The 18,895-nt window shown below is 70.3% G+C and carries 19 protein-coding genes; 7 read left to right on the top strand and 12 right to left on the bottom strand.

The annotated features are described in order from the left end of the window. Positions 1 to 121 precede the first annotated feature (121 nt). The gene (locus CP983_RS16465) at positions 122 to 2,533 is read left to right on the top strand and encodes an MMPL family transporter (protein ID WP_150506643.1); all 2,412 of its coding nucleotides are present in this window, start codon (positions 122 to 124) and stop codon (positions 2,531 to 2,533) included. Between the two features lie 18 nt (positions 2,534 to 2,551). Here the strand turns inward: CP983_RS16465 and CP983_RS16460 are convergent, their stop codons facing one another. The 5 genes from CP983_RS16460 to CP983_RS16440 form a co-directional block, all read right to left on the bottom strand. Further along, positions 2,552 to 3,346, bottom strand: coding sequence for a TetR/AcrR family transcriptional regulator (locus CP983_RS16460; RefSeq protein ID WP_150500143.1), 795 nt, complete (start codon positions 3,344 to 3,346; stop codon positions 2,552 to 2,554). Positions 3,347 to 3,383: 37 nt separating this feature from the next. Then, entirely contained in the window at positions 3,384 to 4,409 is a 1,026-nt protein-coding gene (locus CP983_RS16455; RefSeq protein WP_373309856.1) for a trypsin-like serine peptidase, read from the bottom strand. Positions 4,410 to 4,595: 186 nt separating this feature from the next. Next, positions 4,596 to 5,147, bottom strand: coding sequence for a thiol-disulfide oxidoreductase DCC family protein (locus CP983_RS16450; protein ID WP_150500141.1), 552 nt, complete (start codon positions 5,145 to 5,147; stop codon positions 4,596 to 4,598). A 12-nt stretch (positions 5,148 to 5,159) separates the two neighbouring features. Further along, a complete protein-coding gene (locus CP983_RS16445) occupies positions 5,160 to 5,567 on the bottom strand; it encodes a hypothetical protein (RefSeq protein WP_030957280.1) in 408 nt (135 codons plus the stop codon). Between the two features lie 118 nt (positions 5,568 to 5,685). Next, positions 5,686 to 6,096: a VOC family protein gene (locus CP983_RS16440; RefSeq protein ID WP_107903843.1), complete on the bottom strand. Its 411-nt coding sequence runs from the start codon at positions 6,094 to 6,096 to the stop codon at positions 5,686 to 5,688. Positions 6,097 to 6,164: 68 nt separating this feature from the next. Here CP983_RS16440 and CP983_RS16435 point away from each other — a divergent pair, with 68 nt between their 5' ends. Both CP983_RS16435 and CP983_RS16430 read left to right on the top strand, forming a co-directional pair. Further along, positions 6,165 to 6,557, top strand: a complete 393-nt coding sequence (locus CP983_RS16435) for a hypothetical protein (RefSeq protein WP_107903840.1) — start codon at positions 6,165 to 6,167, stop codon at positions 6,555 to 6,557. Beyond that, positions 6,557 to 9,046: a DUF4132 domain-containing protein gene (locus CP983_RS16430; protein ID WP_150500139.1), complete on the top strand. Its 2,490-nt coding sequence runs from the start codon at positions 6,557 to 6,559 to the stop codon at positions 9,044 to 9,046. Before CP983_RS16435 ends, CP983_RS16430 begins: the two co-directional genes overlap by 1 nt. On the opposite strand, the gene CP983_RS16425 is transcribed toward CP983_RS16430, so the two are convergent. From CP983_RS16425 to CP983_RS16400, 6 genes are all read right to left on the bottom strand, one after another. Continuing rightward, positions 9,047 to 10,342, bottom strand: coding sequence for a M48 family metallopeptidase (locus CP983_RS16425; RefSeq protein ID WP_150500137.1), 1,296 nt, complete (start codon positions 10,340 to 10,342; stop codon positions 9,047 to 9,049). It lies immediately after the preceding gene. Between the two features lie 155 nt (positions 10,343 to 10,497). Continuing rightward, positions 10,498 to 11,259, bottom strand: a complete 762-nt coding sequence (locus tag CP983_RS16420; protein ID WP_107903836.1) for a succinate dehydrogenase iron-sulfur subunit — start codon at positions 11,257 to 11,259, stop codon at positions 10,498 to 10,500. Next, the gene (sdhA, locus tag CP983_RS16415; protein WP_107903834.1) at positions 11,259 to 13,013 is read right to left on the bottom strand and encodes a succinate dehydrogenase flavoprotein subunit; all 1,755 of its coding nucleotides are present in this window, start codon (positions 13,011 to 13,013) and stop codon (positions 11,259 to 11,261) included. The genes CP983_RS16420 and sdhA overlap by 1 nt, the downstream gene beginning before the upstream one ends. Before the next feature lie 22 nt (positions 13,014 to 13,035). Then, positions 13,036 to 13,518, bottom strand: coding sequence for a succinate dehydrogenase hydrophobic membrane anchor subunit (locus tag CP983_RS16410; RefSeq protein ID WP_150500135.1), 483 nt, complete (start codon positions 13,516 to 13,518; stop codon positions 13,036 to 13,038). Positions 13,519 to 13,523: 5 nt separating this feature from the next. Continuing rightward, entirely contained in the window at positions 13,524 to 13,904 is a 381-nt protein-coding gene (sdhC, locus tag CP983_RS16405; RefSeq protein WP_078504082.1) for a succinate dehydrogenase, cytochrome b556 subunit, read from the bottom strand. A gap of 167 nt (positions 13,905 to 14,071) precedes the next feature. Further along, positions 14,072 to 14,668 (bottom strand): 2-oxo-4-hydroxy-4-carboxy-5-ureidoimidazoline decarboxylase, encoded by a 597-nt coding sequence (locus CP983_RS16400; protein WP_150500133.1) that lies wholly within the window; start codon positions 14,666 to 14,668, stop codon positions 14,072 to 14,074. Positions 14,669 to 14,868: 200 nt separating this feature from the next. Between CP983_RS16400 and CP983_RS16395 the strand changes: the two genes are divergently transcribed. The 3 genes from CP983_RS16395 (at position 14,869) to CP983_RS16385 (ending at position 17,801) form a co-directional block, all read left to right on the top strand. Then, positions 14,869 to 16,482: a beta-N-acetylhexosaminidase gene (locus CP983_RS16395; protein WP_150506639.1), complete on the top strand. Its 1,614-nt coding sequence runs from the start codon at positions 14,869 to 14,871 to the stop codon at positions 16,480 to 16,482. A gap of 87 nt (positions 16,483 to 16,569) precedes the next feature. Further along, positions 16,570 to 17,073 (top strand): hypothetical protein, encoded by a 504-nt coding sequence (locus tag CP983_RS16390; RefSeq protein ID WP_150500131.1) that lies wholly within the window; start codon positions 16,570 to 16,572, stop codon positions 17,071 to 17,073. Positions 17,074 to 17,189: 116 nt separating this feature from the next. Then, positions 17,190 to 17,801, top strand: coding sequence for a hypothetical protein (locus CP983_RS16385; RefSeq protein ID WP_107903828.1), 612 nt, complete (start codon positions 17,190 to 17,192; stop codon positions 17,799 to 17,801). A gap of 22 nt (positions 17,802 to 17,823) precedes the next feature. Here CP983_RS16385 and CP983_RS16380 read toward each other — a convergent pair whose 3' ends face one another. Further along, complete coding sequence (locus CP983_RS16380; RefSeq protein WP_150506637.1) at positions 17,824 to 18,318, bottom strand: DUF1877 family protein; 495 nt, start codon at positions 18,316 to 18,318, stop codon at positions 17,824 to 17,826. A gap of 167 nt (positions 18,319 to 18,485) precedes the next feature. Here CP983_RS16380 and CP983_RS16375 point away from each other — a divergent pair, with 167 nt between their 5' ends. Further along, complete coding sequence (locus CP983_RS16375) at positions 18,486 to 18,869, top strand: hypothetical protein (RefSeq protein WP_150500129.1); 384 nt, start codon at positions 18,486 to 18,488, stop codon at positions 18,867 to 18,869. The last annotated feature ends 26 nt before the right edge of the window (positions 18,870 to 18,895 follow it).

The following is an 18,895-nucleotide window of genomic DNA, read 5'->3' as shown; positions in this document are numbered from 1 at the left end:
CTTTGGAGTTCCTTGAGAGTCATGGCCGACGCATGCCCACGCGTGTGTGCCGCCGCCAATGCTGTTGCCCAGGACCTGGGGGACCGACCGAACCGAATAAGGAGCGTTGAGCGTGGCGGCATTGGCACGGTGGTGCTATCGGCATCGGCTGGTGGTCCTGTTGCTGTGGTTGGGGGCACTGTTCGGACTGGGCGCGGCGAGTGCCGGCGCCGGGACGAACTACGCGAACGTCTTCTCCCTCCCGGACACGGACTCGGCGACCGCGTACGACCTGATGGAGAAGGCCTTCCCGGAGCGTGCCGGCGACACCGACACGGTGGTGTGGAAGGTGGACGAGGGATCCGTACGGGACGAGTCCGTACGCTCCCGGATCGAGCCCGCCCTTGAGGAGATCGGGCGGATGAAGGGGGTCGGTGAGGTCACCGACCCCTACGCGGCGCAAGGGGCCGCGCAGATCAGCGAGGACGGGCGGATCGCCTACGCCCAGGTCACCTTCACGGAGCAGGCGAACGCCGTCCCCAAGGAGCTGATCGAGGACGTCGTCGACAAGGCGCAGGCAGCCGAGGCCGACGGGCTCCAGGTCGAGCTGGGCGGCCAGGCCATCGCCCGCACCCAGGAGCCCCCGCAGGGCACCGCGGAGGCGGTCGGCATCCTCGCCGCGGCCGTCGTGCTGTTCCTCGCGTTCGGCTCGCTGTTCGCGATGCTGCTGCCGATCGTCGTGGCGGTCGCGGGCGTCGGCACCGGCATGATCGCGACGATGCTGATGAGCCACGTCACGGACGTGCCAGAAGTGGCCCCGCTGCTCGGCTCGCTGATCGGCCTCGGCGTCGGCATCGACTACGCCCTGTTCATCGTCACCCGGCACCGGCGCGGCATCCTGCGCGGGATGAAGCCCGAGGAGGCGGCCGTGACCGCCCTCAACACCTCCGGGCGGGCGGTGCTGTTCGCGGGCGGCACCGTGTGCATCGCGCTCGCCGGCATGCTGGTGATGAACATGCGGTTCCTGGACGGCGTGGTCGTCGCGACCTCGCTGACCGTCGTCCTCAGCGTGCTGGCCGCGATCACCCTGCTGCCGGCCCTGCTCGGGCTGCTCGGCATGCGGGTGCTCAGCCGCCGGCAGCGGCGCCGGCTCGCCGCGACGGGACCGGAGCCGGCCGAGGCGAGCGGGCTCGCGGCGCGCTGGTCGTCGTACGTCCAACGGCGTCCGCTGCCGGTCGCGGTGATGGCCGTCGTCGTGATGGCGGTCCTCGCGATCCCCGTGCTTTCGCTGCGCCTGGGCGCCACCGACCAGGGCAACCACCAGGAGTCGACCACCACCCGGCAGGCCTACGACCTGCTCGCCGAGGGCTTCGGCCCCGGCTTCAACGGCCCGCTCCAGGTGGTCGTCGAGGGCGACGCCCCGACCGGCCTCGTCGACGGCATCAGGTCCACCGAGGGCGTCGCCCAGGTGGCCGCCGTGCCGCCCGCGGGCGGTGTCACGGTGATCCAGGTCGTGCCGACCACCTCACCGCAGTCCGAGCAGACGGACCGGCTGATCGACCGGCTGCGCGACGACGTGATCCCGCAGTCCGGGGCCGAGGCCCATGTCGGCGGTGTGACGGCTGTCTTCAAGGACTTCGCGTCGGTCACGGCGGACCGGCTGCCCTACTTCGTCGCGACGATCATCGCGCTCGGCTTCCTGCTGCTGATGGTGGCGTTCCGCTCCCTTGTGGTGCCGCTGACGGCCGCGCTGATGAACCTCATCGCGGCGGCCGCGTCCTTCGGCGTGCTCGTGGCGATCTTCCAGTGGGGCTGGGGCACCGAACTCATCGGCGTCGGCAAGGAGGGCCCGATCACGTCCTTCCTGCCGGTCATCATGCTGTCCCTGCTGTTCGGCCTCTCCATGGACTACCAGGTGTTCCTGGTGAGCCGGATGCACGAGGAGTGGGTGCACACCAAGGACAACGCGCGTGCGGTCCGCGTCGGCCTCGCGGAGACCAGCCGGGTCATCAACTCCGCCGCCCTGATCATGATCTGTGTGTTCAGCGCGTTCGTGCTGAGCGGCGACATGGAGGGCGCGATGGCCGGCATCGGCCTGGCGGCGGCCGTCGCCCTGGACGCCTTCATCCTGCGTACGGCCCTGGTGCCGGCCGCGATGCACATGCTCGGCAAGGCGAACTGGTGGCTGCCGGACTGGCTGGAGAAGCGGCTGCCGCATCTGGCGGTCGAGCCCAGGGAGGAGCCGCCGGCCGAGGAGCCCGAGCCGGTCGTCGCGGGCCGGACGTCGGTCGTGCACGGCTTCGTCCGCACCACCGACGGCGCACCCGTCGACGGCGCCGCGGTGACGCTGCTGACCAAGGGCGGACGTCAGCTGGACCGGGTGATGTCGCTGGCCGACGGCTCGTACATCGTGTCGGTGCCGGCGCCGGGCACATATCTGCTGGCGACGGCCGCCGAGTCGTACGGGTCCCGGGCCGGGCAGGTCGTGGTGACGGAAGGGCCGCTCGTGTACGACGTCGAGCTCGCCGAGGGCGGCGTGGACGCCGTCAACTGAGGCTCGCCGGAGGCGGTTTCAGGGGCGCTCGTCCTCGGCGGGCGCCCCCTTGCCGGTGTCCTTCCGTTCGGCCTTGTCGGCCTTCCTCCGGGCCGGGTCAGGGATGGCGTTCGTCATCCCCGGCAGGAAGTCGGTGAACAGCTCGTGCACCTCGCGCACCAGCGGGCGCAGCACCCGGAACCGGGCCAGCGAGACGCCCCGCGCGGTCAGCTTGGCACCGCGCTCGGCGAGCCCGTAGCTGCGCTCGCGACCCTCGGTCCGGTCGAAGATCCAGTACAGGACGAGCCCCATCTGGGAGAGCCACATCAGCTCCGGAAGGATGTCCCTGAGCTCGTCGGGCACCTTGGTCTTCGTGGCGCCGGCCAGCACCTCCCGATGGACGGCGATGGCCTCCAGGCGCGCGTGCTCCGACTCGGGGGAGAAGGGGCTGAGCGGGCTGTCGGGGTCGGCGGCGTTCTTGAAGAACTGCACCGCGAACTCGTGGTACGGCGTGGCGATGTCCAGCCACACCTTCAGCACGCCCGCGAGCCGCGCCTCCAGCTCCGTCTCGCGGGCCAGGACCTCCCGGACCGCCGCCCGGTGCTCGGCGGCGATCCGGTCGTAGAAGCCCTGGATCAGGTGTTCCTTGCCCTCGAAGTAGTAGTACGCGTTGCCTACGGAGACTCCGGCCTCCTGGGCGATGGCCCGCATCGTCGTCTTGTCGTAGCCGCGTTCCTGGAACAGCCGCATGGCCGTCTCCAGGATCAGGGCACGGGTCTGCTCGGACTTGCTGGGCGTGTCGCCCTGTTCAGGGCTGTCGTTCTTCGAGGGCACGGAAAGAGAGCCTAACGAGTGGCGTTTGTGCCGATCGTCAGGAGGCCTGTGCCGTCTGGTACAGGTTCTGGGCGTCGGCGCCGAAGTACGGGCCGTACATCCGGTTCGGCAGGAAGTTGTACTTGAAGCTGTTCACCGACGACAGCAGGCCGGTGCCCGTGGACTCGTTGAACTGCGTGAACCAGGGGCCGCCGCTGGCGCCGCCGGTCATGTTGCAGTTCATGCCGTGGTCGTTCGACAGCAGGAAGTCCCGGTTGGTGTTGCCACTGCAGTAGATGAACTTCTCGCCGTCGTACGGGGCCGCGGCCGGGAAGCCGAACGAGTACATGCGCAGGTTGTAGCCGGTGTTGAAGGCCAGCCCCTGCCCGCCGACGACGTCCGTGAGGAGCTTGCCGTCCAGCGGGGCGACGACGGCGGCGCCGACGTCGTAGTTAATGTCCTCGCTCGCCGTCCACTGGGGTGTGGACAGGGTCTTCGAGGCGCTCCAGCGACCGTACGGGGACTGTCCGTCGTGGTAGCCGGGCACGAAGACCCAGTTGGTGTGCCAGGCACCCTCAAGCTTCACGCAGTGGCCGGCCGTGATGACGGTGCTCTTGTTGTTGCTGGTGACGGCGTTGCCGGAGCAGGACGCGGTACGGCCCTGGTAGCTGAAGAACACGCGGCCCGCCGTGTTGACGACCGCGCCGCCGCCGGACCACTGGCCGCCGGCGTTCGGGAAGGCCATCAGGCCGATGTCGGTGACGGCCCTGCCGACCGCCGCGGCGGGGGAGGTGGGCGCGACGGTGGTCGCCGGGCCCTTGCGGGGCGCCGCGCCGCCGTCGATGTGGCCGTCGACGCCCACCAGATCGAGCGGGGTCGCCGCCCGCATCCGCTCCGGTGTCCAGAAGTCGCGGGCCTGCTGCTGCGCTCCGGCGGAGACCTGGCTGATGGCGGTGGGGGTGTCGGGCCTCGGCGCGGCGCCCGCCGGTGTGGCGAGGGCGCCCGCGGTGAGCAGCGCGGTGACGCCGACCAGGGCGCCGAGGGCGGGGCGGGGTATGCGGATGACGCGGGGTATGCCTCTCACGCGTACTCCTTCTGCGATGGGGGGACCGGGCGACCAGGTGGCCGCCCGGCAACCGACAGTCGGTGCGAGTGCGGAGTGGAGAACCGGAGGCAGCGTGCCAACCCGAGCGCGGTTTTGGAAGGGTGCATGCCAGAAAAGGAGTCCTGGGGAGCGCCCTTCAGGCCGGGTCCGCCCTGCTCGCCGCCCCTACGGTGAGGTGGCGCAGCTGCCGTCGGCGCACCCCGGCGGGTTGTACGTCCATCCCCAACTCGGGTCGTACGACCAGCCGTCCCCGCGTCCGTAGGCCCGACCGCCCCACGTGCCGTCGGCCTGCTTGGCGCCGCCCCACGTGCCGCCGCCCTGGTTCGTGCCGCCCCACGTCGATCCCCGCCACTTCGCGGCGGCCAGCACGGCCCCCTTGGCGAGCCGCGCCCCGGACGGCGTGCTGAGGCGATGCGCGAGTCCCCTGTGCTCGCGCAGCGCCCACAGCGTGACGATCCAGGCGGCGCCGCCGCGGTAGACCTGCCCGGCGTCGCCGACGACGGTGATCTCGTCGAGCGTCGCCGCGTGGTCGAGGCCGGGGAAGCGCCGCCGGGCCTCGTCGGACCCGGCCGGCACCATCTCCAGCGGCACCAACTGCGGCTGCCGCACCAGCCAGTCGCGCACGAAGGTGCACAGTGAGCACTGGGCGTCGTAGAGGACGGTGAGGCCGCGGACCGCGACCCCCGCCGTCCTGCCGCCCGTCGTGTGGGCCGTCATGCCGGGCCCCGCTCAGGCCCCGGCCGACGGGGCGACCCAGTCCTGCGGTGCGACCGGGGGCACCTGCTCGCGCTCCATCACCCCGCGCCGCCGGATCTTGTTGAGCACGTAGACGTTGCCCAGGTGCATCACGCCGAGCACCAGAAGCACCACGCCGAGCTTGGTCGACAGGGCCTCGAAGATGCCGCGCGTGTCGAGGACGGTGTCGTCGTCGCTCAGATACAGCGCGACGAAACCGAGGTTGACGAGATAGAAGCCGACCACCAGCAGGTGGTTCACGGCGTCGGCGAGCTTCTCGTTCCCGCGCAGCACGTCGGCGAGGAAGATCCGCCCGTTGCGGCTGAGAGTGCGGGCCACCCAGATGGTCAGGGCGATGCTGACGACCAGGTAGATGATGTAGGCGATGACCGTGCGGTCCATGGCCTCCCCCTTCTTGAACGCGTTCAAAACGCTGACAGGGATGACTGTAGGCCCTGTCTTTGAACATGTTCAACTCAATGGAGGTGAGGCCTCCGTCACGTCCCCGCCGGGGGCGTCGTCAGGGTCTGCGCCCGAGCTCCGGCCGTTTGCAGTAGTCCGTGAGTCCGACGACGTTCCCCCAGGGGTCGGCGATCTCGACGGTCCAGCCGGTCGCCACGGAGAAGGGCGCGTCGATCGTTTCGACACCGGCCTCGCGCAGCGTCCGCGCCGCCGCGCGTGCGTCCGGAACCTCCAGCCACACACGGGGGGACGGCCACGGCGGTGGACGGTGCCCCAGCGCCTCCTCCTGACGCAGCAGCAGACCCGGTGTCTCGCCGCCGACCTTCAGCTGCGCGATGCCGGCCTCGTCGAGCCGGAACCCGACCGTGAACCCGGCCCGCTCGTAGAACCCGACGGCCTCGCCGAGGTCGCCGACCGGCAGCAGCACGTTGTCGAACCCGAGCAGTTCGTACGACTCGTCATCTGACATACCGTCAGGGTAAGGCGATGATCGGCCGGAACCCGTGATTGTCAGTGCCGGCTCGTACTGTCGGCGGCATGGGAATGGTGACGTTCGTCGACGAGACGACAAGCGGGAGCCGCGGCGACGGCTGGGGACTGGAGATCGCCGAGGAGCGGCTCACCGCGGGTGAGCTGATCCGGCGCCGGGTGTTCCAGGAGGTCGCCGAGTACAACGCGCGTACGCCGGAGGTCTTCCAGGGCCTGGTGCAGCCGCGCGACGCCGAGCGCGTGCTGAACGGCTACGCGATGCGTACGGCCCGCCGCATAGACCCCGAGGCGCAGACCGAGCTGGCGCTGAAGGCCTTCGCGGGCAACGGCTTCCTCGTCCTCGTGGGGGACCGTCAGATCACCGACCTCGACGAGGAGATCGAACTCGGACTCGGCACCGAGATCACGTTCCTCAAGCTCGTGGCGCTGGTGGGTGGCTGATGGTCGCTTCGACGCCGGAACACACACAGACGGTCGGCGCGGCCCTCGCCCTGATCGACGCCGAGGACGCCGAGCGGCTCGTCCCCGAACTGCTCGCGCTCTTCGAGCTGACCGACGGCAAGTGGCGCCGGGAGGGCCACGACGTCGCACAAGCGGTCGATGCCGCCGACACCGCCTTCCAGGCGCGGCTCCTGCACGGACTGGCCGCCCGGTACCACGAGCTGGAGCCCGGTGCGGTCGGACGCCGCCACATCGTGGACCTGCTCAACAGCTTCCGGATGCTGCGGGCCGCCACCGAGGGGCAGCCACCCGCCACACGCGCCGCGCTCATCGGCCTGATCGCCGACCAGGACGTGCACCACGACCCGAGCGGGCTGGTCCGGCTCGCCGATCAGGAGTTCGCCGACGGACGGGCACTGCCCGACGGGTTCGTCGCCGTGATCCGGCGCTCGTATCTGACCGTGTGGAACGGCAGGAAGCGCCTGGGGGACCTGGTCGCGCGGCTCGACGGCCCACCGGTGAATCCGGGCGAGGCATGGTCCGACACGGCTCTCTCCGAGGCCGCCGAACTCGGCGACGACTGGCTGCGGCTGCTCGCCCACGCGGCCACGGCGACCAGCGCCCGCCCGTCCGCGAAATGGGACCGCACCGGCCGGGCCCTGCTCACGGCACTCGACGCCGACGAGGTGCGCGAGCGGCTGCTGTCCTGGCTGCGGCTCGCGGGCGGGCCGCGTACCGCTCTCCTGCTCGAACCGCGCTACGGCCCGAGCCCCAACGCCACCTTCGACCCGTACAACGCCGACGCCCTGCGCGGCCTGGCCTGGCTGCTCTCCCTTCTGCCCGCACATCCCGAGACCGCCCGCACCCTGGGCGCCCTCGTAGGGACCGCCCTGCGCAAGGTCGCGGGCCTCGGACCGGTGAACCCCAAGGTCGCCAACGCCGCCGTCATCGCGCTCGGCCGCATCGACGACGAGCCGGCCCTCGCCGAACTCGCCCGCCTGGCCACCCGCGTCACCTTCAAGGGCACGCTCAAGGTCCTCGACACGGCTCTGGACGCCCGCGCGGAGGCGATGGGCCTGAGCCGCGAGGAGATCGAGGAACTGGCCGTACCGGGGTACGGCCTGACGGAGGTGGGCCGCGCGGAGCACCGGCTCGGCGAGGTCACGGCACTGCTCGAAGTCCGCGGCGCCAAGGCGGTGCTGAGCTGGCACAACGCGAGCGGCAAGGCCGTCAGGAGCGTGCCCGCCGCCGTTCGCCGCGACCATGCCGACGAACTCAAGGAGCTCAAGGCCGCGGTCAAGGACATCGACAGGATGCTCTCGGCCCAGAGCGAGCGCCTGGACCGCCAGTTCCTCTCGCGCCGCACCTGGCCGTACGCCGCCTGGCGCGAGCGCTACCTCGACCACCCGCTGGTCGGCACACTCGCCCGCCGCCTGCTGTGGACGGTCGACGGCGGGACCGTCGGGTACGCCGACGGCGAGCTGCGGACCCTGGCCGACGCCCCGGTGACCGAGGGCGGCCGCGTCGAACTCTGGCACCCGGTCGGCCACGAGCCCGCCGAGATCGTCGCCTGGCGGGACTGGCTGGAGCGGCACGGCATCACCCAGCCCTTCAAGCAGGCCCACCGCGAGGTGTACCTCCTGACCGACGCCGAGCGCGCGACGGGGACGTACTCCAACCGCTTCGCCGCGCACTTCCTTCGCCAGCACCAGTTCCACTCGCTCGCGGCGATCCGGGGCTGGCACGACAAGCTGCGCCTGGCCGTCGACGACGAGGCGCCGCCGGCCGTCCGGGAGCTGCCCCAGTGGGGGCTGCGCGCCGAGTACTGGATCACGGGGGACGACGGCGCGGACTACGAGTACATCACCGACTCCGGCAGCTTCCTGCGGCTGCGCACCGACCAGGTCCGCTTCTACCCGATCGACGCCCCGCAGAACTCGGCGCACTGCTGCGGCGGCGAGTACCGCATGTGGCTGCGCGACGGCACGGACCCGATCGACCCGGTGCCCCTTGCCGACGTCCCGCCCCTGGTCCTCTCCGAAGTCCTGCGCGACGTCGACCTGTTCGTCGGCGTGGCCAGCGTCGGCAACGACCCGACCTGGCAGGACGGCGGCCCCGACGGCCGCTTCCGCGAGTACTGGACGTCGTACGGCTTCGGCGAGCTGGGCGCGAGCGCCGAGACCCGCCGGGCCCTGCTGGAACGCCTGGTCCCGAGACTGGCCATCGCCGACCGCTGCACGATCGAGGGCCGCTTTCTGCATGTGAAGGGCGACCGCCACACGTACAAGATCCACCTCGGCTCGGGCAACATCCTCAGAACCCCGAACGACCAGTACCTCTGCATAGTCCCCAGATCAACCCCGTCCACCCCGCAACCCGGCTACCTCCCCTACGAGGGCGACCGGCTCCTGGCGGTGATCCTGAGCAAGGCGATGATGCTGGCGGCCGACACAAAAATCACGGACCCGACGATCCTGAGCCAGCTGTAGTCAGTACTGGTCGAGCCCGTCCCGGACGAGTTCCAGCGCCACGGCGGCGCGCCGGTCGGCGAGTTCGGCGGCGAGACCTCGGGTGCGTTCGGCGTCGGCCGTCACCGAGGCGGGCGCCGACGGGAGGCGGAGCAGCAGGGCGCGGCGCAGATGTGTGGGCGGGTGTGTCGCGTCGACGCTGTGGCCGCGGCGGGCGCTGACGCGGCGACGGCGTTCGTGCTCGGACTCCGGGACCGAGCGCAGATGGGCGGCGAGCGCCTCCCACAGCCCCTCCGCGTCCTTCGCGGTCACCCGTCCCGAGCTGCGCATCTGCCGGGCGTTGACCTCTCGGTAGAGCGTCATGTCGATCGATTCCGCGACCAGCAGGTGGTCCATCAGCCCGGCCGCGGCGTCGGTGGATCCGATACGGGCCGCCGCCGCGTCGGCGAGGTACTCGCTGCGCTGCGAGGCGCGCGTCGTCAGGAGGTCGAGCAGCATCAGAACACCCGTGATCGACCAACGGGGCGGGAGGTAGAGGAGGCTGACGAGGTATTCGAGCGCGGTCGGGTTCTCGATCGGGGACAGGTAGTAGTACCAGGTGGTCAGCGAGCCGTAGGCGGTGCCCACGACCATGCCGTGCCGGGTGTCCCCGTGGGTGAAGTGGCCGAACTCGTGGCCCAGCAGAGCGATCCGTTCCTGCGGGGACAGCACCTCCCACAGAGGCAGCCCCAGTGTGAGAACCCGGTGGCGGACACCGAGGTGCGTGACGCTCGCGTTGGCCTGCCCGTCGAGGACGATCACATCCACGCTCCGGGTGCCCAGAGCCGCCGCGACCTCGTCGACCAGGGCGTACAGCTCGGGCGCCTCGTCCCGGGGCACGACATGGGCGCCCGCGGGCAGCCGGTTCAGCCGCGGGCGGAGGGTCGCCGCCAGCGCCAGCAGGAACAGCCCGGGGACCATGCCGAAGCCGCCCCAGTCGCCGATCACGAGCCACAGCCCACCGGCGAGCAGGGCCAGGGTCACCCCGTGCACCAGGAGCGCGATGGTGTACGCCAGTACCCCGGCCGCCGACCGTCCCGGCCGCTCGCCCTCGGGGCGCCCGGCCTCGCCGGCCAGCTGCCCCAGCAGCCGTTCGCCGTATTCCTGGGCCATCCGGCGTCGCCGCCGCTCCAGCCTGCTCTGCTTCTCCTCGTCCGCCCCCTGCGGATCCACGTTCCAGTCGCAGGCCGTGCACCACACGGTGAACCGACGGTCCCCACGGACCTCCACCCCGCACTGCGGACACGGCTGGACGACCAGCTCCTCGACGGCACGCATCGGCGCACCCTCCCCCTCCCGGCAGCTCCTCCCCAGAAGCTGCTCCCTACATGGCGGGGGCAGTTGATCACGGCCGGGCAGGCCTGGCCAACCCATATGCGAGAAGGCCCCGCTCCCAACGGGAACGGGGCCGTCGCAGCCGTACGGAAACGACCTCAGAACCGCCGAGTGATCAGGGCCTTCTTGACCTCGGCGATCGCCTTGGTGACCTCGATGCCGCGCGGGCAGGCGTCCGTGCAGTTGAAGGTCGTGCGGCAGCGCCAGACGCCGTCCTTGTCGTTGAGGATCTCCAGGCGCTGCTCCCCGGCCTCGTCACGCGAGTCGAAGATGAAGCGGTGCGCGTTGACGATGGCGGCCGGACCGAAGTACTGGCCGTCGTTCCAGAAGACCGGGCACGAGGAGGTGCAGGCGGCGCAGAGGATGCACTTCGTCGTGTCGTCGAAGCGCTCACGGTCCTCGGCCGTCTGGAAACGCTCGCGCGTCGGCTCGTTGGTGTCCTTCGTGATCAGGAAGGGCATCACGTCGCGGTACGCCTGGAAGAACGGCTCCATGTCGACCACGAGGTCCTTCAGGACCGTCAGGCCCTTGATGGGCTCGACCGTGATCGGCTTCTCGGGGTTGATGTCCTTGATGAGGGTCTTGCAGGCAAGACGGTTCTTGCCGTTGATCCGCATCGCGTCCGAGCCGCAGATGCCGTGCGCGCAGGAGCGGCGGAAGGTCAGCGTGCCGTCGACGTCCCACTTGATCTTGTGGAGGCCGTCGAGGACGCGCTCCTTGGGGTCGATCTCCAGCTCGAAGTCTTCCCACACGGCCTCGGCGGAGACCTCCGGGTTGAAGCGGCGGACCCGGAAGGTGACCGTAATGTACGGGGAGGCCGCGGACTCCGCCTCGACCTTGTCCATGACGGGGGTTGCCATCAGTACTTACGCTCCATCGGCTGGTAGCGGGTCTGGACGACCGGCTTGTAGTCGAGACGAATCGACTCCGTGCCGTCGTCGCCCACCTCGCGGTACGCCATGGTGTGGCGCATGAAGTTGACGTCGTCGCGGTTCGGGTAGTCCTCGCGGTAGTGACCGCCGCGGGACTCCTTGCGGGCCAGGGCGGACACGGCCATGACCTCGGCCAGGTCGAGCAGGTTGCCCAGCTCGACGGCCTCCAGCAGGTCCGTGTTGAACCGCTTGCCCTTGTCCTGGATCGCGACGTTCTTGTAGCGCTCGCGCAGCTCCGCGATCTTCTCGACCGCCGTCTTGATCGTCTGCTCCGTACGGAACACCATGACGTTGGCGTCCATGGTCTCCTGGAGCTCCTTGCGGATGGCGGCCACCCGCTCGGTGCCGGTGGACGAGCGCAGCCGCTCCACCTGGTCGACCACGAGCTCCGCCGGGTTCTCCGGCAGCTCGACGAACTCCGCCTTCTGGCTGTACTCGGCGGCGGCGATACCCGCACGGCGGCCGAACACGTTGATGTCCAGCAGGGAGTTCGTGCCGAGCCGGTTGGCGCCGTGCACGGACACACAGGCGACCTCGCCGGCCGCGTACAGGCCCGGGACCACCGTGGTGTTGTCCGAGAGGACCTCACCCTCGACGTTCGTCGGGATGCCGCCCATGGCGTAGTGCGCGGTGGGCTGGATCGGGATCGGGTCCGTGTACGGCTCGATGCCGAGGTACGTCCGCGCGAACTCCGTGATGTCGGGCAGCTTCGCGTCCAGCTGCTCCGGCGGGAGGTGGGTGAGGTCGAGGTAGACGTGGTCGCCCTCGGGACCGCAGCCGCGGCCCTCACGGATCTCCGTGTAGATGGAGCGCGAGACGACGTCACGGGACGCGAGGTCCTTCATGACCGGCGCGTACTTCTCCATGAAGCGCTCGCCGTCCTTGTTGCGGAGGATGCCGCCCTCACCACGGGCGCCCTCCGTCAGCAGGATGCCCATGCGCCAGATGCCGGTCGGGTGGAACTGGAAGAACTCCATGTCCTCCAGCGGCAGACCCCGGCGGTACACGGCCGCCTGGCCGTCACCGGTCAGCGTGTGCGCGTTCGACGTCACCTTGAAGAACTTGCCGGTGCCGCCGGAGGCGTAGATGACCGCCTTCGCCTGGAAGACGTGGATCTCGCCGGTCGCCAGCTCGTACGCCACGACACCGGCCGACTTCTTGACGCCGTCGACCTCGGTGATCAGCTGGTCCAGGACGTAGAACTCGTTGAAGAACTCCACGCCCTCCTTCACGCAGTTCTGGTACAGCGTCTGGAGGATCATGTGGCCGGTGCGGTCCGCCGCGTAGCAGGACCGGCGCACCGGGGCCTCGCCGTGGTTACGGCTGTGACCGCCGAAGCGGCGCTGGTCGATGGTGCCGTTCGGGGTGCGGTTGAACGGCAGGCCCATCTTCTCCAGGTCGAGGACGGAGTCGATGGCCTCCTTCGCCAGGATCTCGGCGGCGTCCTGGTCGACCAGGTAGTCACCGCCCTTGACCGTGTCGAAGGTGTGCCACTCCCAGTTGTCCTCCTCCACGTTGGCGAGCGCGGCGGCCATGCCGCCCTGCGCGGCGCCCGTGTGGGAGCGGGTGGGGTACAGCTTGGTCAGCACGGCGGTGCGGCTGCGCTTCGTGGACTCGATGGCCGCGCGCATGCCCGCGCCACCGGCGCCGACGATGACGGTGTCGTACTTGTGGATCTTCATGGTGGTTGCCTCAGCCCCGTGCCTAGCGGATGTTCGGGTCGAAGGTGAAGATCACCAGCGTGCCCAGCAGGATGGTGAACACCGTGGCGGTGTAGAGCAGGCCCTTCAGCCACAGCCGGGTGTTCGCGCGCTCCGCGTAGTCGTTGATGACCGTGCGCAGGCCGTTGGCGCCGTGCAGCATGGCCAGCCACAGCATCAGCAGGTCCCAGACCTGCCAGAACGGGGACGCCCAGCGGCCGGCCACGAAGGCGAAGCCGATCTTGGAGACGCCGCCGTCCAGCACGAGCTGGATCAGCAGGTGGCCGATGACCAGGACGACGAGGACGACGCCGGACAGGCGCATGAACAGCCACGCGGCCATCTCGAAGTTGCCCCGGGTGGACTTCGGGGTCTTCTTCGTGCGCTTGCGCGGGGCCTCGATGAACGGGGCCGGATTGTCGACGTTGTAGAGGGACTCGCCCTCGACCGGGCCGATACCGGTGGTGGTCTTCTCAGTGGTGGACATGCGCGTCAGCTCCCGAACAGTTCACGAGCGGCGTGGCCGAGAACGGGGTAGATCGCCCCGAGCATGAGCACCAGCCACAGGCCGACGACGGACCAGAGCATCTGCTTCTGGTAGCGCGGGCCCTTCGACCAGAAGTCGACGGCGATGACACGCAGGCCGTTGAGCGCGTGGAACAGGATGGCGGCGACGAGGCCGTACTCCAGCAGCGCGACGATCGGCGTCTTGTACGTGGCTACGACCTTGTCGTAGTCCTCGGGGGAGACACGCACGAGAGCGGTGTCCAGCACGTGAACGAACAGGAAGAAGAAAATGAGGACGCCGGTGACTCGGTGAGCCACCCAGGACCACATTCCTTCCCGGCCGCGGTACAGCGTTCCAGCCGGCACGGAAGTTCCTCCGGGAGCGGGGATTGGGGCCGCGCCGGCTTGTGCTGTCGGTCGGGCCCGGCCGGGTACGGTCCACCGGCCCCCAGCATCGTAGCGACGGTTGCCTGCGGCGCTTACGTCGGGCCGGTGTATGTGATCAAAGTGGCACGCGGATGGGGTATTGGCGGCTAATGGGGTGGGATGTGCGGGTCGATCCCGGGTGCGGCGCCGTGGTGGCTGGTCGCGCCGTTCCCCGCGCCCCTTAGGGCGTTGACCAATCGCCCCCTTGCCAGGCGCCGAAGTTCCTCTGCCGCGGCCACCCGTTCTTCCTCCGGATCGTTTGCCAAACGTGACCGGATGCCCGCCAGGACATGGTCCAGGGCTTCCGTGTGCGACAGGCCGTCCAGGCAGATAATGAATGCATGCCCGAATTTGGCCTCGTATGCGGCGTATGCGGCGCTCAGTGCCGTGTGTGCCGCCGAGTAGGCGCCCTCCGGCAGGGCGGGCAACGTTTCCCACGCCAGTGCCTGCACCAGATCCGCCGGCGTCAGGTCGTACGCCGCCTCGTCGGACGCGGCCAGCAGGGACTCGGCGTCGGGGTACGGGCGGTGGTCCGCGATGCGGTCGGCCCAGCGAGCACTGTGCAGGCAGGCCAGAAGGGTCTGCCGGACCTCGTCGACGGGTGTGGCGTTGAAGCTCTCCAGCGCGTTCTGCGACGGTGGAGTGCGGGTCTGCTCGGGCAGCGACGGTATGGCCACTCGGCCGGGGAGGTGTGTGGGCGTCACGTGGGTTTCGGCAGGGGAATTGGGGGGAGGAGTGGCGCCACGTTACCGAGTGTGGGCATGAGGTGTCCGACGGATGCCCGAATTTCAGCCGAACGGGAGAGTTTCGGAACGTGTGGTGGACGGTTGTGGATCTTCACAGGCCCTAGGTTGGCGCCGTGAGTCAGCACAAGCACAGGCGCCGGGCACGGCCCAAGAAGGCGCTGAAGCAGACGTGGGTCCTGATCGTCGCGGTGGTCGTCGTGACGGTCGCGGCCGGGGTGAGCCTCGGTCTTCTGGCATCGAGCGGGGACGGAGGATCGGGCGGATCCGAACAGGGGCGGTCCGCGCCGGGCGAGGCCGCCGACTCCGGCGCCGCGGTCGCGCCGACACCGTCGCCCACCCGGTCGTATCCGCTCTCGAAAGCGCCACAGACGATCCCGGCCGTGCGCTCCCACACCGCGGCCCGCGGGCCCGGCTGGCGCCCCGCCGAGAACAAGCGGGTCGTCGTGAGCGACAAGGAACTCGCCGACGAGGGGCGGCTCATCGCCGGTGAGCTGGGGCTGACGTACGCCGGGCAGAAGAGCGACGTGCGTGCCGGGGACGTACGGCTCGCGCTCGGTGACGACGAGGGGGCGAACCCGGAGTCGTACACGATGACCGTGCGCGGCGGGCGCGTCGCGATCAGCGGGCCCGGCGAGGCCGGGGTCTTCTACGGGACCCGGACGCTCAAGCAGGAGGTGCACGACGGCGGTACGGCGCCGGAGGGCGTCGTGCGCGACACGCCCGCCAAGCCGGTGCGCGGGTTCATGCTCGACATCGCCCGCAAGTACTTCACCGCGGGCTGGATCGAGGACCGGGTGCGCGAACTCGGCGACCTGAAGTACAACCAGCTGGGGCTGCACTTCTCCGACGACCAGGGCTTCCGCATCGAGTCCAAGTCGCACCCCGAGATCGTGTCCCAGCAGCATCTGACCAAGGCGCAGGTCCAGAAGATCGTCAAGCTGGCGCAGAGCCGGCACATCCAGATCGTGCCCGAGATCGACTCGCCGGGGCATCTGGGAGCCGTCATCGCCGCGCACCCCGATCTTCAGCTGCGCAATGTCAACGGGGTCGCGACCCGGGGCGCCATCGACATCTCCAAGCCCGAGTCCGCAAAGATCGTCGACGACCTGCTGAACGAGTACGCCGGTCTCTTCCCCGGCAACCAGTGGCACCTCGGCGGCGACGAGTACCAGGCGCTGGTCGTCTCCGACCCCCAGGCGTCCTATCCGCAGCTCGCCAGTGCCGCCCGGAAGGCCTACGGCTCGGGCGCCACCGTCGCCGACCTCACCACCGGATGGCTCAACGGCCGCTCCGACACCGTCCGCGTCCATGGCCGCACACCGCGGGCGTGGAACGACGGGTTCTTCCGGGACACCTCCGTCCAGCCGGACAAGCAGATCCAGGTGGCGTACTGGACCGGCAAGGAGATCGGGGCCCGGGAGCCGCTCGTGTACCTGGCCGCCGGGCGGAAGGTCATCAACTACAACGACGAGTTCCTGTACTACGTGCTCGGGGAGCCGCAGACCTTCGTCTACCCGACCGGCGAGCGGATCTACCAGCAGTGGACGCCGCGGGTCCTGCGGGGGACGACGGCGGTGCCCGCCAAGTACGACCCCCAGATCCTCGGCGGGTCCTTCGCGGTGTGGTGCGACCTGGCGAACTCGCAGACGCAGGCCCAGGTGGCGGCCGGGATCCGGATGCCGCTGCGGGCGACGGTGCAGAAGCTGTGGGACCCGGGTAAGCCCCAATTGACCTGGGCCGAGTTCAGGGCGCTCGCGGACCGGCTGGACTGAGCTGTGGATTGACCCATATGCCTGCGAACCCCTGTACGACTGTGGTGTATTCGGCCCGAGCCGAACCGATCAGCAGGGGGAACCGGGATGGGCTACTGGGGGTACTTCGTCGTGGGCCGCGGGGCGCGGCCGCTGGCGGAGCTGGACGCGCTGGCCGGCGCCGAGGGAATGGCGTTACACGCCGAGGCGCCGGACGGCTGGCAGGTGTGGGAGTACCCGAGCGGGGACGGCGAGGTCGGCAACATGAACGACCTCGCCCGCGAGACCGGGGCTCCCGCGCTCTTCGGATACGTCATGGACAGCGCCTCGGTGGTCGTGGAGGCGGCGGCGCCGGAGAGCGGGGCGTGGACGACCTGTCTCGCGCGGGCCGCCATGGCCGGGTACATCGGCGCCTCGGACGAGGGGCTGACGCTGGAGGACTACTTTCTCGAACCCGGTGACGCCGCCCGACGGGCCGTCGCCTGGGCCGCCGAGGCCGGGCACGACGTGAACGCCGAGTCGGTGGTCGACGTACTCACCGCCGAAGCGGATTCCTTGGCCGAAAACCTGTTCTTTCGGCTGCTGGACCGGCTCGGTGTCGTGCCGCTGTGACACTCCCGGGTCGTCGCACGCAGTAAGGGGAGGTGCGGGCTCCGTTAGGGATGTGCCTGCCTGGGGCCTGTGCGGGGGCCCCGACCCTGATGACCGACCCGCTATGGGAGGCGTGGATGAGCCTGGTGGAACTGATCGCTCAGGCCGACGAACGCGGACTGGCCGCCAGCGGGTTGGCTTGTTTGGATCGATGCGTGCCGTTGCTGGGCGGCGACGACGAGGCGCTGCGCCCGCTCTGGGCGAACCTCGCGAGCGGCGGGGACCCCGCCGAGTGGGGTGAGCTGCTGGAGCAGGTGCGCGGGAAGCTGGGCGTCGCCGAGGTCGTCGACGACACGGACATCGAGGACGAGGCCGCGCTGCTCGCCCGCCGGATGCTGGCCGCCGCCCCCGCCGTACGGTCCGCCGCCGAGGCGCGGATCTGGGCCGACGCCTGCTCCGTCGCCTCCCTCCAGATACACCGGCTGCTCGACCCCGCCGAGGACGACACCGCCTCCGCCGAGGCACCGACCGAGGCGCTGGACTCGGTCCGGGAGAGCGGGGCGCCCGGCGCGAGCCGTCCCGTGGGCATGTCGCCGCTCGTCGCCGCCGAACTGCGCCGCCAGGTCAGCGTCCTGGAACTCCTGGCCGGACACGGCGCCGGCGGTCTGCGCCGGGCGCTCGAGGTGTCGACCGAGGGGCGGCGGGTGCTGCGTGCCGTGGTGTCCCGGAGGGCCCGGACACGCGGCTGACCCGATGGCCGGCCCGGTTCTCTCAGGCCACCAGCCACTTCACCACCGCGTCCCCGTACTGGGCGGTCCGCTCGTAGAAGGCCGTCAGGTCGCGGTGCGTCGCCGCGAACATGCCGCGTACCGCGGGCTCCGTCTCCGGCATGTCGTACGGCCGCAGCAGCTGCGGTCTCGCGTCGCGCCACAGGCCGTCGAAGTCGGTGCTCCTGAGGTATCCGGCGACCCTCCCCACCTGTGACGCGGTGAGGAGCAGGAACGGCGGCACGGCCGGGTCGTCGTGGAAGACCGGGCGGCCGCCGAGCACCACGTTGGTGCGGGGGCCGTCCGGCGCATGGTTCGGGGGGAGGCCGCAGTAGAGGAGTTCGACGTCGCCGTACAGCTTGTCGAGCACCTCCTCGCGATGGCGGCCGATCCGCTCCCGCACGGTGTCCCAGTCGTCCTCGAACAGACGCTGGAACCAGGGGGCGCTGTTGCGCAGTGCCGGGGGCGGTACCGCGCGCAGATGGAAGTACATGCTCATCAGTGACTGGAGCGCACGGGAGCGGCGAAGCGTCACTCCCGTCCAAACCTGAATCCCTGGGGGAGTCCTGTGACTGTCTTCGGGGCGCGGTGGGGCGGTCCTGCGCCGGTCCGGGGAACTCCGCGGATCCGGGTGACGAATCGCAGGTCGCACACGCTCTCCAGGATGTGACGACTCAAGCGGAGACCAGGCCCGCAGCCGCGACCAAGCCGGTGCGGTGGGCGGCGGACGCGGTGGCGACGATGCGCGAGGGAGCACGGCTGCGGCTCGACTACTCGGAGCAGAGCCTGTGGCGGGTCGACCGGATGATCGAGAGCCTGCGCCGCGAGGGCACGCCGTACGGCGCCGTGGAGAACACGCTGCGCGGATTCGGCGCGTACGCCGGTGAGGTGATCGCCCGTCAGGCCGGCGCCGAGTGGTGGGTGAGTGGCGGCGACCACTGGATCCGTACGGCCGACGGGCGGATGTGGGACCCGATCGAGGAGGCGCGGCGGTGTTTCGCCGGCGACGGGTCGCTGCGGCTGCTGTGCCGGGACGCCACGCTGTCGTAGGCGTCCGCACCCGGACTCGACCCGGC

This window comes from Streptomyces chartreusis, from assembly GCF_008704715.1.
GTDB classification, from domain to species: domain Bacteria; phylum Actinomycetota; class Actinomycetes; order Streptomycetales; family Streptomycetaceae; genus Streptomyces; species Streptomyces chartreusis.
Note: the sequence above shows the minus strand (reverse complement) of the source record. Positions and strands in the feature narration are given on the sequence as shown.